Raw genomic sequence first — 14,874 nt, 5'->3', positions numbered from 1 at the left:
ATCCCTTTCCTAACCCCGGTGACGACGTGATGTTACATAATGATTGAACCATTAGACAATATGATTTCCAGAAGTGTCATATTGGTTGAAATTTTCGGCGATTTCTGATCCAACGAAGGGCATGTCCGACCGCAGAATCGTCGCGGCGGAGCAGTCAGGGGTGTGTGGGATGACGGTTTTCGGCAAAAGAGGGTTTCGCATATTGCTCGGCCTCGGCGCGTCGCTGCCGGCGCTCGCGGCGCCCGCCTATGCGCAGGATGCGTCCGATACTGGGGGCGAGGAGATCATCGTCACCGGGTCGCGCATCCCTACGATCAAGGATCAGGGCCCCTCGCCGGTCACCACAATCGATTCGGACACGATCCGCGCCAACGGCTATACCAGCGTTCCCGAACTGCTCGCGGCGATGACGCAGAACAGCGGCGAAACGCAGAGCCCGCAGTCGGGCAGCAGCGCCGACTTCACCCCCGGCGCGCAGCAAGTCGACCTGCGCGGGCTCGGCCCCAACCATACGCTGGTGCTGGTCAACGGCCGCCGCATCGCGGATTTTCCGCTGCCCTATATCGGCCGCAGCAACTTCACCGACATCTCGAACATCCCGGTCAGCCTGATCGACAAGGTCGAGATTTTGAGCGGCGCGGGCTCGGCCATCTATGGCTCCGACGCGATCGCGGGCGTCGTCAATTTCAAGATGAAGGAAAAGCTCGACGGGCTGACGCTCGACTATCGCCACGGGCGCACCGAACATGGCGGCGGGATGTCACACCGCTTCACCGCGACCGGCGGCTGGTCGTCGGGACGCTTCAACATCGTCGGCGGCATCGAATATCTCGATCAGCGGCCGCTGTGGGGCTATGATCGCGCGATCCAGGACAGCACCGCCGACGCCCCCACGGCCTCGTCGCAAGCCCCGCGGCGCACCTTCCTGCGCTACGACATAGAGAATGACACCTATATCGACCCCGGTGCCGCGACCTGCGCGCCGCTCGCCTCTCTCAACCGCGGGACGACCATCTATGGCTCGCGGCCGCGCTACGGCGACTATGACGACGCGCTCGACGACTATGGCCCGGGCTATTATTGCGGCAGCCGGGAATCGATCGGTTACGGCACGATCATTTCGGGTCGCAAGGGCTTCAACAGCTTCGGCACCCTGTCCTACGAACTGTCGGACAACGCGAAGCTGTTCGCCGATTTCCAGTTCGGGATCAGCAAGGTCCGCCTGATGTACGACGTGACGAGCTGGGGTTTCGAAAGCTCGTCGTCGAGCACGAACAACAGCTTCTACAATGCGTTCGACGGCACGATCGACGATTGGGAACGGCAGTTCACGCCGGAGGAGACCGGCGGCTTTGAAATGCAGCGCAGCAAGCAGACGACCTATAGCATCACCCCCGGCATTCGGGGCAATTTCGGCAAGAGTTGGAATTACGAGGCGTCGTTCAACTACAGCCGCTATCAGTCGGTGGTCCGCTGGCCGCAGATCATCAACCAGAAGGCGCAGGATTTCTTTCTCGGCCCCCGGCTCGGCTTCGATGAGGACAGCGGCTATCCCATCTACAACGCCGATCCTGCCACCAATCTTTACCGCGCCCTGACCCCCGCCGAATATGACAGCATCTCGGCCGATACCGTCTATCGCCCTTACAGCTGGACGAGCAATTTGCAGGCGACGCTGACCAACGGCGAGTTGTTCCAGCTTCCTGCTGGGCCCGTCGGTTTCGCGGCGGTCGCCGAATATGGCAAGCAAGGCTATAACCTCCGCCCCGACCCGCTCGCGCTCACCGACTATTATTTCAGCTGGAAGGACAGCGACGGCGCAGGCAAGCGCAGCCATGCCGCCATCGGCGGCGAAATCCGCGTGCCGGTGCTCGATTTCGTGACGTTGAACGGCGCGGGCCGTTATGACCGTTTCGGCTTCGCGGGTCGCAACGTCGGCAAATTCACCTATAACGGCGGAATCGAGGTGCGCCCGACGAACAGCATATTGCTGCGCGCCGCCTATGGCACCGCTTTCCGGGCGCCCGACCTCCATTATCTCTTTACCGGACCGGGCAATGTCGAAGGCGGCGTCAACGACTATCGCCTCTGCGCCGAGAAAAACCAGGCGATCGAGGATTGCCGATATGCCGACATCGGCGTGGTCGTGAACCGCACCGGCAATCGCGATCTGAAACCCGAAACCGGTCGCACGCTGACCGCAGGTCTGGTCTTCTCCCCGTCGCGCAACCTGCATGTGTCGGTCGATTATTTCCGCGTCACGCTCGACAATCAGGTCGATGATCTCAGCCTCGACACGCTGGCACGCGCCGAGGCCGATTGCGCAGCGGGCGACCTCGATCCGAGTTCGCCGACCTGCCTCGACGCCTATGCGCGCATCACCCGTTTCCCCAGCAATATCCAGGGCGGCCAGATCGAATCGATCCGCGTCAACCCGATCAACATCGCGCGCGAGAAGACGAGCGGCATCGACCTTGCCTTCCGCGGCAGCGTGCCGACGGGGATCGGCACCTTCACCTTGTCGCTCGCGCACAGCCATGTGTTCGATCACACATTCCGGCAATATCCGGGCGATCCGTTCATCAACAAGCTGGCGGCCGACAGCGGCTATTATCTGCCGCGCGACAAGTCGAACGGCAGCATTACCTGGGAGGATCGCGGGTTCCAGCTCACCCTGTCGGGCACTCGCCTCGGCAAGCTGCCCAATTATGACGAGGATGCCTATATCAAGGCGAGCTACCTCTTCAACGCGACGATGCAATATGATTTCACCGACCATCTGCGCGGGTCGCTGACGGTGCGCAACCTGTTCGACAAGATGCCGGTGAAGGACCCGACCTGGTCGAGCTATCCCTATTACAACACGAGCTGGTTCGACAGCATCGGCCGGAGCGTATTCCTGCAGCTCACCTACAAGCTCGGCGGCGCGGGGCTTTAGGGTTATGCCCTAAAGCCGCTTGAGTAATCGTTCGACCGCGGTGCCGAGGGTGCCCCCATTGCCCTCGTTGCCGGTGACGTCGGCCTCGAGCGCGTCGCGGATCTTCTCGATCTCGGCGTCGGTCAGATGCTCGATGCCGACGAATTCGTTGCGCGCCTTTTCGAGCACGCGCAAAATCTCGTCGAGCTTGGCCTGCATCGCCGCACCGTCGCGGTTCTGGCTGTTCTGGATCAGGAAGACCGCGAGAAAGGTCATCACCGTCGTCGCAGTGTTCACGATGAGTTGCCAGGTGTCCGAATATTGCAGCAGCGGCCCGCTCGCGGCCCAGACGACGATGAACCCGGCCGCCACGATGAAAGTCGCGGGCTGACCCATGATATGCGCGGCGCGCGAGGCGATCCGCGTGAACAGATGCTGCATGGCTCTCCCTCTCCTGTCCGACAAACCGGAAAGGGAAACGCGCAGGGTGGTGGATCGCTCCGTCAGGCGCCGAGGCGCGGCAGCCCGTCCATGATCGCGGTGAGCGCCAGCGCATTCTCGCGCTCCATCGCGCTGTGCCCGGCGTTGGTGATCACATAGGTTGCAGGCTCCGCGCCCGCGCCGCGCAGCGCATCGACCAGCCGCGAGGCCTGCGTCAGCGGGCAGACCTGATCGAAACGTCCGTGGACGATATGCACCGGGATCGACGCGAGGACATCGGCATGGCCGAGCAGATGGCCCGGTTCGATGAACAGGTCGTTCGCGAAATAATGCGCCTCGATCTGCGCGAAACAGAGCGCGAAGTCGGCGTCGCCGAACTTGCCCGTCGATGCGGTCTCGGGGATCATGTTCGAGATCACCCCTTCCCACAGCGACCATGTCAGGGCAGCGTGAAGCTGCTTCGCGCGCTCTTCCTCGTTCGCGGGCACCATGTCGAAGATCGCCTTGTACGACGCCATGACGTCGGCGCGCTCCTCGACGGTCAGAACCGACAGCAATTCGCCCCATTCGTCGGGGTAAGAGATATAGGCGCCGGGCGCGGTCAGCGCATGGGGCGCTTCATGCCACGTGGCGGCGTTGCCCTGATAGAGATAGAGCAGATCCTCCGCCGCGCCGAGGAAGATGCCGCGCAGGATCAGGCTGGCGCAATGCTGCGGGAAAGCGATGGCATAGGCCATGGCGAGCGTGCTGCCCCAGCTACCGCCGAAGACGTGCATCCGGCCGCTGATGTCGAGCGCATCGCGCAGCTTCTCGATATCGCCGATCAGGTCGGCGGTGGTGTTGTTGCGCAGCGCCGCCGCCGGACCCGCCGCGGCGACATTGGGCTCGCTCTTGCCGCAGCCGCGCTGGTCGAAGAGGATGACGCGATAGCGCGCGGGATCGAAGAAGCGCGCCATCTCGGGCGAACAGGCGCCGCCGGGGCCGCCGTGGAGGAACATCACGGGCTCGCCGTCCGCCGGGCCATATTCTTCCCAATAGATGCGATGCCCAGCCTCGGCATCGACGTCGAGCCAGCCGCTCCTCCGCGCCACGGCCGGTGGATAGGTCCAGCCGTCGCCGATCTTGCTGCTGGTTTCGAGGCGCGAGAAATCCATGGCTCTTATCCTTCAGGGGCGAAAATGGGCGACGAGGGCGTAGCGGTCACCGGGATAGACCTGCCGCGCATAGGTGATGCGCTCCGTGCCGCGCCACGTCCAGCGTTCGAGCGCCATGCACGCCGCGCCCGCCGAAATGCCGAGCGCGACCAGTTCCTTTGCCCCCGCATTGAAAGCGGTGATGCGGTGCTCGGCCTCGGTCCAGGGGACGTGCGCGAGGAGCCAAGAGCCCGGCGGCTCGGCGGCGAAATCGATCTCGGCCGCCTGGGGAACCGCCGACAGGTTGATCAGGCGGCGTTCGAGCGCATAGGCGCGGCCGCCGGCATGGTGGCGGCATTCGAGCGCGAGCACCGCGCCGCCGTCGATCTGGAGCAGGCGCTTGTCCTCCTCGCTCGCGGCGCGGACCTCGCGGCGGTCGAGGTCAAGGCGATAGGGCTCGCCCTGCGCAGCGATCTCGTCACGGATGTCGGGGATTTCGAGCGCGGCGCGATGGATGCGCGGGTGCGAGACAAAGGTGCCCGCGCGCCGCCGGCTTTCGAGCAGCCCCGCCTCGATCAGCGCGCGTAGCGCCCGGTTCACTGTCATGCGCGAGCAGCCATAGCTCGCCATCAACTGATGTTCATAGGGAATGCGCGTTCCCGGCGCCCATTCGCCCGACATGATCCGCGCCTCGATATCGCGGCGGATTTGGGCGTGGATGGCGCTGCTTTGCTTCATCCGAGCAGCTTCGCCATCGCGGCGCGATAGCGCGCGGCGATCGCATCGCGCGCGACGTGACGCCCGCCCTCGACCCGCCTGACGCCGCCGCGCCACACGCAATCGACAAGGCACGCGCCGCCGCCGAAGATCCAGCTGTCGAGGATGGCGTCGCCGGTGCGCCCGGCGAAGGCGGGATCGTCGGCTTTGAGGCTGACGATGTCGGCGGCCGCGCCCACCGCGAGACCCGCCGAAGGCCGCCCGAGCGCCTGCGCGCCGCCCGCGAGCGCGCCGCGATAGAGGCTCGCCCCGGTCGATTGCCCCGCACCGCCCGCGAGCAGGTTGCGGCCGCGATGCGCGAGCCGCTGGCCATATTCGAGCAGGCGCAATTCGGCGGCGGCGTCGATCTCGACATTCGAATCCGACCCGACCCCGAAGCGCCCGCCCTCGGCGAGAAAGGCGCGCGCGGGGAACAGGCCGTCGCCGAGGTTCGCCTCGGTGATCGGGCAGAGACCCGCGACCGCGCCGCTGCGCACGATGGCGGCGCGCTCGGCATCGGTGATGTGCGTCGCATGGACAAGACACCAGTCGGCGCCAACGTCGGCGTGACCCATCAGCCATTCGACCGGCCGTGCGCCGCTCCACGCGAGACAGGCTTCGACCTCGGGCAGCTGCTCGGCGATATGAATATGGACCGGCGCGCCCGACGCCATTGCGGTCACCGCCGCCAGTTCATCCGCGGTTGCCGCACGCAGGCTGTGCGGCGCGACGCCGACGACCGCACCGTCGAGGCCGGCGACCGCATCGCGCGATGCGTCGAGCAGTCGCGCATAGCGATCGACGTCATTGATGAAGCGCCGCTGGCCGTGCGTCGGCGCGGCGCCGCCGAATCCCGAATGGGCGTAGAAGACGGGGAGCAGGGTCAACGCGATGCCGGTCTCACCCGCCGCCGCCGCGATCGCCTGCGCCATCGCCGCGATGTCGTCATAGGGTTGCCCGTCAACGTCATGATGAAGATAATGAAATTCGCCAACGCGCGCGAAACCGCTTTCGAGCATTTCGGCAAAGGCGAGCGCGGCGATCGCCGCCATCCCCTCGGGATCGAGGCGATCGACGAAGCGATACATGACCTCGCGCCACGTCCAGAAACTGTCGTCGCCCGTCCCCGCGCACTCGGCGAGTCCCGCCATGCCGCGCTGGAAGGCATGGCTGTGCAGATTGGGCATGGCGGGCAGAAAAATCGCGTGCCGTTCGTCGTTGGGGCCCGCTTCGACGCCCGTTTCGATTGCGGAAATTCTCCCCTTTTCAAGGGTCAGGCGCACATTGTTACGCCACCCTTCCGGAAGCCATGCCTGCTCGCACCAAAGCGCCATCGATCATCCTATCTGGCGATAACCTAGTGAGACTTTGAAAGATTCAACCACCTTCCTCGTCACCCCGGACTTGATCCGGGGTGACGAAGAGAGCAGATCGCGCCTCGCTCTTCAAACTACGTCGTCGCCTTCCATCTGGACATCTTTATCCGTCTGCCATTAATGTATATACATAATTGAGTCGGCCAGCAAGCAGGAGAGGGCCCGATGCATAGCGATCGCCTGTGGACCAACGCCCGCCTTGCCACGATGCAGGACGGGCTGCCCGGCCTGGGCGTCATAGAGAATGGCGCGGTCGGCATGGCGGCGGGCGCAATCACCTATGTCGGGTCGATGGTCGATGCGCCGCCCGCGACCGAAACGATCGACTGCGAAGGGCGCTGGATCACGCCGGGGCTGATCGATCCGCACACCCATCTGGTCTTTGCCGGCGACCGCATCGCCGAGTTCGAACTGCGCCAGAAGGGGGCCTCTTATGAAGAGATCGCGCGTGCCGGCGGCGGCATCGTGTCGACCGTCCACGCGACCCGCGCCGCGAGCGAGGCCGATCTGGTCGCGAGCGCCCTCCCCCGCCTCGACGCGCTGATCGCCGAGGGGGTGACGACGGTCGAGATCAAGTCGGGCTATGGCCTGTCGGCGGCGGACGAGGCGAAGATGCTGCGCGCGGCGCGCGTGCTCGGCAAGGCGCGGCCGGTGACGGTGCGCACGACCTTCCTCGGCGCGCACGCCCTGCCCCCCGAATATGCGGGCGATGCCGACCGCTATATCGACCTCGTCTGCGAAACGATGATGCCCGAGATCGCGGCGGCGGGGCTCGCCGATGCGGTCGACGCCTTTTGCGAGAATATCGGCTTCACCCCCGCGCAGACCGAACGCGTGTTCGCGGCCGCCGCAAAGCACGGCCTGCCGGTCAAGCTCCACGCCGAGCAATTGTCGAACCAGCATGGCGCGGCGCTCGCGGCACGGCATCGGGCGCTGTCGGCAGACCATCTCGAATATCTCGACGACGACGGCATCGCCGCGATGGCCGAAGCCGGGACCGTCGCGATGCTGCTCCCCGGCGCCTATTATTTCCTGCGCGAAACCAAACAGCCGCCCGTCGCGAGCCTGCGCGCGGCGAGGGTGCCAATCGCGCTCGCGACCGACTGCAATCCCGGCACTTCGCCGCTGACCTCGATCCTGCTGACGATGAACATGGCGGCGGTGCAGTTCGGCATGACCGTCGACGAATGCCTGCTCGGCGCGACCCGCCATGCCGCAAAGGCGCTCGGGATGCAGGCCGAGGCCGGGACGCTGGAAGTCGGCAAGCATTGCGACCTCGCGATCTGGGACATCGAGCGGCCCGCCGATCTGGTCGGCCGCATCGGCTTCAATCCGCTGCACCAACGAATCTGGATGGGACAAGGAACATGGTGACGATCACCCCCGGCGCGATGACGCTCGCCGACTGGAACGCGATCTATGAAGGCGCGGGAGCCACGCTGAACGCGAGCGCGTGGGATGCGATCGACCGGAGCGCCGCCGCGGTCGCGCGGATCGTCGCGAAGGGCGCGCCGGTCTATGGCATCAACACCGGCTTCGGAAAGCTCGCGAGCGTGCGGATCGCCGACGACGAACTGTCGACGCTCCAGCGCAACATCGTGCTCAGCCATGCCGCGGGCACCGGCGCGCCGTCGCCGACGCCGATCGTCCGGCTGATGATGGCGCTCAAGCTCGCCAGCTTCGGCATGGGCGCGTCGGGGGTGCAGCGCGCGACGGTCGCCATGATCGAGGCTATGCTCGCGAAGGGGCTGACCCCGGTCGTGCCGTCGCAGGGCTCGGTCGGCGCGAGCGGCGACCTCGCGCCGCTGTCGCACATGGCCGCGGCGATGATCGGCGTCGGTCACATCGAGGTCGACGGCAAGACATTGCCCGCCGCCGAGGCACTTGCGGCAGCGGGGCTTGCCCCGCTCGATCTTGGCCCCAAGGAAGGGCTCGCGCTGCTCAACGGCACGCAATTTTCGACCGCCAATGCGCTCGCCGGGCTGTTCCGCGCCGAAACCCTGTTCCGCTCGGCGCTGATCACCGGCGCGCTCTCGACCGAAGCCGCCAAAGGCTCCGACGCACCGTTCGATGCACGCATCCATGCGCTGCGCGGCCATGCCGGGCAGCGCGAGGTCGGCGATGCGCTGCGCGGACTGATGGCGGGGTCGGCGATCCGCGCCTCGCACGCGATCGACGACCCGCGCGTGCAGGACCCTTACTGCCTGCGCTGCCAGCCGCAGGTGATGGGCGCCGCGCTCGACCTCTTGCGGCAGGCGGCAACGACGCTGGGCATCGAGGCGAACGGTGTGTCGGACAATCCGCTGATCTTCGCCGATACGGATGAAGCGCTGTCGGGCGGCAACTTCCATGCCGAGCCCGTCGCCTTCGCCGCCGACATGATCGCGATGGCGCTGTGCGAGATCGGCTCGATCGCCGAGCGCCGCATTGCGATGCTCGTCGATCCGGCGCTGTCGGGGCTCCCCGCTTTCCTCACTCCGCGCCCCGGCCTCAATTCGGGCTTCATGATTCCGCAGGTCACCGCCGCCGCGCTGGTCAGCGAGAACAAGCAGCGCGCCTTTCCGGCCAGCGTCGACTCGATTCCGACCAGCGCCAATCAGGAGGATCATGTCTCGATGGCCGCGCACGGCGCGCGCCGCCTGCTCGACATGGCCGATAACGCCAGCGCGGTGATCGGGATCGAGCTGCTCGCGGCGTGTCAGGGGATAGACTTCCACGCGCCGCTCACATCGAGCGACGCGCTGGAGGCAGCGCACAAGCATCTTCGTGCCGCCGTGCCGACGCTCGAAGACGACCGGCATTTCCACCCCGATATGGAGGCCGCGACCGCACTGATCCGTTCGGGCAGCCTCGTCGCCGCGGTGTCCGCGCGGCTGCCGGGGGTCGGCTGATGGACTGGCTGCGCATCCATCGCGGCGATGCGCCGCTCGTCGTCGCCTTCCCGCACGGCGGCACCGGCCTCGCGGGGCTCGACGAGCAGTTCGTCTCGCCCTGGCACGCGCAGATCGACACTGACTGGTGGATCGCCGAGCTGTATGCCTTCGCCGCCGACCTCGGCGCGACGACGGTCGCGACCGATATTTCGCGCAGCGTGATCGACATGAACCGCGATCCCTCGGGCGCGTCGCTCTATCCGGGGCAGGCGACGACCGAGCTGTGCCCGACGACGACCTTCGACGGCGACCCGCTGTATCGCTTCGGCGAACCCGACGAGGCCGAGATCACGCGGCGGCTGCATCTCTATCATCGCCCCTATCACGAGGCGCTGGCGGCCGAGCTCGACCGGCTGAAGGCGCGGCACGGCAAGGTCGTGCTCTATGACGCGCATTCGATCCGCAGCCATGTCCCGCGCCTGTTCGAGGGTGAATTGCCGCAGTTCAACATCGGCACCAACGGCGGCGGCGCCTGCGCACCCGAACTCGAAACCATCGTCGCGAACATCTGCGCCGCGAGCGGCGAGAGCCATGTCGTCAACGGCCGCTTCAAGGGCGGCTGGACGACGCGGCACTACGGCCGCCCCGACGACGGCGTCCACGCGATCCAGATGGAGCTCGCGCAGCGCGGCTATATGGCCGAGCCGGCCGAGATCACCCACGCCAACTGGCCCTTCCCCCTCGACCCCGCTCCCGCGATCCGGCCCGTATTGGAGCAAGTGATCGCCGCGGCCCTCGATTTTGCGAAAGGACTGTGATGACCCGTCTCGACAACAGCCGCGTGATCCGCCCCGCGACCGGCCCCGAGATCAGCGCGAAGAGCTGGCTCACCGAAGCGCCGATGCGGATGCTGATGAACAACCTCCACTCCGATGTCGCCGAGCGGCCCGAGGAGCTCGTCGTCTATGGCGGCATCGGCCGCGCCGCGCGCGACTGGGAAAGCTATGACCGGATCGTCGAGACGCTGAAGCGGCTGGAAAGCGACGAAACGCTGCTGATCCAGTCGGGCAAACCGGTCGGCGTCTTCCGCACCCATCCGGATGCGCCGCGCGTGCTGCTCGCCAACTCCAACCTCGTCCCCGAATGGGCGAATTGGGAGCATTTCCACGAGCTCGATAAAAAGGGCCTGATGATGTACGGCCAGATGACGGCCGGAAGCTGGATCTATATCGGCAGCCAGGGCATCGTTCAGGGCACCTACGAAACCTTCGTCGAAATGGGGCGGCAGCATTATGGCGGCGACCTGTCGGGCCGCTGGCTGCTCACCGCCGGGCTCGGCGGCATGGGCGGCGCGCAGCCGCTCGCGAGCGTGATGGCGGGCGCAAGCTGCCTCGCGATCGAATGCCAGCCGAGCCGCATCGAGATGCGCCTGCGCACCGGCTATCTCGACAAGGCGGCAAGCAGCATCGACGAGGCGATGGCGCTGATCGGGGAAAGCTGCGCCGCGAAGACGCCGATCTCGGTCGGCCTGCTCGGCAACGCCGCCGAGATCCTGCCCGAGATGGTGCGTCGCGGCATCCGCCCCGACCTGCTCACCGACCAGACCTCGGCGCACGATCCGGTCAACGGCTACCTTCCCGCGGGCTGGACGCTCGACGAGTGGTTTGCCAAGCGCGAGAGCGACCCGGCAGCGGTCGCGAAAGCTGCGAAGGCGTCGATGGCGGTGCATGTGCAGGCGATGCTCGACCTACAGGCGGCGGGGGTGCCGACGACCGATTACGGCAACAATATCCGCCAGATGGCGAAGGACGAGGGGGTCGAGAATGCCTTCGACTTTCCCGGCTTCGTCCCCGCCTATGTCCGCCCGCTCTTCTGCCGCGGCATCGGGCCGTTCCGCTGGGCGGCACTGTCGGGCGATCCCGAGGACATCTACAAGACCGATGCCAAGGTGAAGGAGCTGCTGCCCGACAACGCGCACCTTCACCACTGGCTCGACATGGCGCGCGAGAAGATTCATTTTCAGGGCCTGCCCGCGCGCATCTGCTGGGTCGGGCTCGGCGACCGCCACCGGCTCGGCATCGCCTTCAACGAGATGGTCGCGTCGGGCGAACTCAAGGCACCCGTCGTGATCGGCCGCGACCATCTGGACTCCGGCTCGGTCGCCTCGCCGAACCGCGAGACCGAAGCGATGCGCGACGGGTCCGACGCGGTGAGCGACTGGCCGTTGCTCAACGCGCTGCTCAATACCGCGTCGGGCGCGACGTGGGTGTCGCTGCACCACGGCGGCGGGGTCGGCATGGGCTATTCGCAGCACAGCGGCATGGTGATCGTCGCCGACGGCACCCCCGAAGCGGCGAAGCGCCTCGAGCGCGTATTGTGGAACGACCCCGGCACCGGCGTCATGCGCCACGCCGACGCGGGCTACGACATCGCGATCGACTGCGCGCGCGAGAAGGGGCTCGACCTGCCCGGCATATTGGGTTGAGCGGCGTCCGCCTGCTCCGCGCGCGGGACTGCCCGGCGCGGCCGTGGAAGAATGGCGGCGGCGTCACGCGCAACGTCGCCGTCTTTCCCGAGGGCGCGGACGACAAGAGCTTTCTGTGGCGCGCGAGCGTTGCGACGATTGCGGCGGCGGGGCCTTTTTCGCGGTTTCCGGAGATCGACCGCGCGTTGATGCTGCTGGACGGCGAACTGGTCATCAAGATCGGCGATGTAGCGCATCGCTTGCGCCCCGGCTCCGCCGCGCTGCACTTTACCGGTGAAGAGGTGGTGAGCGCCGCTCCGGTCGGCGAGGCCTGCACCGTCCTGAACATCATGGCGCGACGCAAGGCCTTTTCCACCAAGCTCGATCGATGGCAAGCCGCGCGGCCGACCTCGGCGGACCATTTGCTGTTGCTTGCCGCCGACACCGCCGGGGTCACGATCGACGGGCGCCGGTTCGACCTGTCGGCGCACGACGCGCTGCGGATCAACGCACCTGCCGGCGTTTCGCTATCGCTCGACGCACCCGTTATCGCAGCCGAGCTGTTTCGTCAGTTCGTCCAGTAGATATAATCCTGCCCGTCCTTCCACGGCGTGTTCAGCGGCACGTCGATGCGGATCGGCCCCTCGATCAGGCCAGGCCAGATCGGTTTCGCCATGTCCTTGTTCTGCGCCTCGATCATCGCGCGGAGCTGGGCCACGCGCTGCGGCTGTTGTGCCGACACATCGTGCCGCTCGGTCGGATCGGTGGCGAGGTCATAGAGTCGCGCCTTTTCGGGCCGCTTCGTCACCTGCAATTTCCAGTCGCCCATCCGCACCGCGCGATAATCGCCCGAACGCCAGTACATGGCGGTCCGCTTCGCCGGGCCGGCGAGGATATTCTCGCTGTCCATGACGCGGTCGGTCGGCAGCTTCGCGCCCGCGGCGGCGGCGATCGTCGCGAAGATGTCGAGATGCCCGGTCAGGTCGACGCGGGTCGATCCAGGCGCGATATGCCCCGGCCAGCGCATGAACAGCGGGGTGCGAATGCCGCCTTCGAAGAAGGTCGCCTTCCACCCGCGATAGGGCGCGTTGAGATCGGCGATGCCGTTATACCAGGCGCCGCCATTGTCGCTGGCGAAGATGACGAGCGTATTATCGTCGATCCCGGCACGCTTCAATTCGGCCATCACGTCGCCGATCCGCCGATCGAGCTGCGCGATCATCGCGCCATAGACGCGCGTCTTGTGGTCCTTGATCTGCGGCAGTTTCGCATAATCCTCGCGCGTCGCCTGAAGCGGTGTGTGCGGCGCGTTGAAGGCGAGATACATAAAGAAGGGTCTGTTCTTGTTCGCGTCGATCGCCTTGATCGCCTCGTCGGCGAAATAGTCGGTCATATGCCCCTTGACGTGAAAACGCTTGCTACCGTTGAACGTCACCGCCGGGCGCAGATTGGCCCAGATGAAGCGGTCGATCGGATCCCACGGCAGTTTCGCGTTGACCCCGTCGGGATCGTCGTCGTCCAGATATTTGGCGCCGCCCGCAAGCACCGCGAGGCTCTCGTCGAAACCCTGTGCGTTGGGTTGCAGCTTCGGCGCCTCGCCGAGGTGCCATTTGCCGATGTGCAGCGTGTGATAGCCCGCCGCCTTCACCGCCTCGGCGATCGTCACTTCGCTCGCGGGCACGCCCATGTCGGGATAATCGGGGATGTCGTCGGTGATCAGTTCCTTGTGGAAGATCGGTTTCAGCGGCCCGATGCCGCTGCCGTGGGTCAGATTCTCCGCGAACGCCACCGGCACCGCGGTATATTCGAAGCCGAACCGGGTCGGATAGCGCCCTGTCATCATCGCCGCGCGCGAGGGCGAGCAGGTCGCGTTGGCGGCATAGGCGGTGGTGAAGTTCAGCCCCTGATGCGCGAGCGCGTCGATGTTCGGGGTCTGGACGATACCGCCCGCGACGCCGCCGCCGTTGAGGCTGATGTCGTTCCAGCCCATGTCGTCGGCGACGATCAGGATGATGTTCGGCGGCCGCTTGGCCCCGGGCGGATTGGCGGCGGCCGTCGCGGGCCCCTGTTGCCAGGCGACCGGGCGATTGGGCTGCACCGGATCGCGCCAGTCCTGAAGCAGGCCGGGAAGCCGGTATTTATTCGCCTGAAAGCCCCAATAGCCGCCCGCGCCGAGCAGCGCGAGGACGCCGAGCGCCACCCATCTCTTCTTCATGCCGTCCCCCCTGCGAATGTCAGTGTCATGATGTGAGCGAGCGCCGCGGCGAGCGCGAGCGCCAGCCCGACCGTGGCGCGCGGACTCGCGTAAAAGGCGATCTGGCGCTGCGTCGGAAAGGAGAAAGTCGCCTCGATCCCCAGCGTCTTGTTGAGGTGGGCGGCGCGGAAGCGCGGGTCCGCCGCCATGCGGACGAGGTCGCGGCGGCTGCGGTAGCGCATCGTCCCGGCGAGCGACCAGCCGGGGTCGGCGGGCGTGTTCCACGCATCGATATAGCCGCCGACCTTGCGCCCGACGAACACGGGATGGCCGCCGCGCGCGATCAGCCCGCGCACGAAGGGCTCCGAATAGCGGCGCAGCCATTCGTGTCCCGCGCGCGTCTCGCCGCTCGCCGGGTCGGTGACCGGGCCGGGGCGCGTGCGGACGAGATTGACCATCACGAATTCGCGTCCGTCGTCGGCCTCCAGAAAAGCGCGTAGCCGACCGACGTCATTTCCCGTCTCGATCAGCCGCGGGCCGAGCGTCGCAAGAAACGCGTCGACCTCTTCACGGCGCAGCGGCCTGCGAATCCCGTCGTAGAAAAGGAGGAAGCCGAGCCAGAGCAGCAGCGCGCCGCCCCATATAACTCCCAAGGTTGCTGCCTGCCCGTCCATTGCCCCACCTGCCGGACCGTTGCCAATAAACTTATGACACTATATG

At 66.3% G+C, this 14,874-nt stretch carries 12 protein-coding genes; 6 read left to right on the top strand and 6 right to left on the bottom strand.

The genetic code is table 11. From position 1 onward, the window contains the following. Window positions 1-121: 121 nt before the first annotated feature. Entirely contained in the window at window positions 122-2,938 is a 2,817-nt protein-coding gene (locus VHO04_RS06090; protein ID WP_329627476.1) for a TonB-dependent receptor plug domain-containing protein, read from the top strand. Between the two features lie 9 nt (window positions 2,939-2,947). Here VHO04_RS06090 and VHO04_RS06085 read toward each other — a convergent pair whose 3' ends face one another. The 4 genes from VHO04_RS06085 to VHO04_RS06070 form a co-directional block, all read right to left on the bottom strand. Next, window positions 2,948-3,358 (bottom strand): low affinity iron permease family protein, encoded by a 411-nt coding sequence (locus tag VHO04_RS06085; protein WP_329627475.1) that lies wholly within the window; start codon window positions 3,356-3,358, stop codon window positions 2,948-2,950. Between the two features lie 62 nt (window positions 3,359-3,420). Continuing rightward, a complete protein-coding gene (gene pip, locus VHO04_RS06080) occupies window positions 3,421-4,512 on the bottom strand; it encodes a prolyl aminopeptidase (protein ID WP_329627474.1) in 1,092 nt (363 codons plus the stop codon). A gap of 12 nt (window positions 4,513-4,524) precedes the next feature. Next, on the bottom strand, window positions 4,525-5,229 hold the full coding sequence (hutC, locus tag VHO04_RS06075; protein WP_329627473.1) for a histidine utilization repressor: 705 nt from the start codon (window positions 5,227-5,229) through the stop codon (window positions 4,525-4,527). Continuing rightward, window positions 5,226-6,581: a formimidoylglutamate deiminase gene (locus VHO04_RS06070; RefSeq protein WP_329627472.1), complete on the bottom strand. Its 1,356-nt coding sequence runs from the start codon at window positions 6,579-6,581 to the stop codon at window positions 5,226-5,228. Before VHO04_RS06070 ends, hutC begins: the two co-directional genes overlap by 4 nt. A gap of 207 nt (window positions 6,582-6,788) precedes the next feature. Between VHO04_RS06070 and hutI the strand changes: the two genes are divergently transcribed. The 5 genes from hutI to VHO04_RS06045 are packed head-to-tail and all read left to right on the top strand — an operon-like array spanning window position 6,789 to window position 12,544. Further along, a complete protein-coding gene (gene hutI, locus VHO04_RS06065; RefSeq protein ID WP_329627471.1) occupies window positions 6,789-7,997 on the top strand; it encodes an imidazolonepropionase in 1,209 nt (402 codons plus the stop codon). Continuing rightward, window positions 7,991-9,514, top strand: coding sequence for a histidine ammonia-lyase (gene hutH / locus VHO04_RS06060; protein ID WP_329627470.1), 1,524 nt, complete (start codon window positions 7,991-7,993; stop codon window positions 9,512-9,514). The genes hutI and hutH overlap by 7 nt, the downstream gene beginning before the upstream one ends. Next, a complete protein-coding gene (gene hutG / locus VHO04_RS06055; protein WP_329627469.1) occupies window positions 9,514-10,314 on the top strand; it encodes an N-formylglutamate deformylase in 801 nt (266 codons plus the stop codon). Before hutH ends, hutG begins: the two co-directional genes overlap by 1 nt. Further along, entirely contained in the window at window positions 10,314-11,981 is a 1,668-nt protein-coding gene (gene hutU, locus VHO04_RS06050; RefSeq protein WP_329627468.1) for a urocanate hydratase, read from the top strand. Before hutG ends, hutU begins: the two co-directional genes overlap by 1 nt. Further along, the gene (locus VHO04_RS06045) at window positions 11,978-12,544 is read left to right on the top strand and encodes a HutD family protein (protein WP_329627467.1); all 567 of its coding nucleotides are present in this window, start codon (window positions 11,978-11,980) and stop codon (window positions 12,542-12,544) included. The genes hutU and VHO04_RS06045 overlap by 4 nt, the downstream gene beginning before the upstream one ends. Here VHO04_RS06045 and VHO04_RS06040 read toward each other — a convergent pair. Then, the gene (locus tag VHO04_RS06040; RefSeq protein ID WP_329627466.1) at window positions 12,529-14,175 is read right to left on the bottom strand and encodes a sulfatase-like hydrolase/transferase; all 1,647 of its coding nucleotides are present in this window, start codon (window positions 14,173-14,175) and stop codon (window positions 12,529-12,531) included. The two genes, VHO04_RS06045 and VHO04_RS06040, sit on opposite strands and share 16 nt — an antisense overlap. Continuing rightward, window positions 14,172-14,807: a hypothetical protein gene (locus VHO04_RS06035; protein ID WP_329627465.1), complete on the bottom strand. Its 636-nt coding sequence runs from the start codon at window positions 14,805-14,807 to the stop codon at window positions 14,172-14,174. Before VHO04_RS06035 ends, VHO04_RS06040 begins: the two co-directional genes overlap by 4 nt. Window positions 14,808-14,874 lie beyond the last annotated feature (67 nt).

Source organism: Sphingopyxis sp., from assembly GCF_036261875.1.
Lineage (GTDB): Bacteria > Pseudomonadota > Alphaproteobacteria > Sphingomonadales > Sphingomonadaceae > Sphingopyxis.
This window is presented reverse-complemented; position numbering and strand designations above follow the sequence as displayed.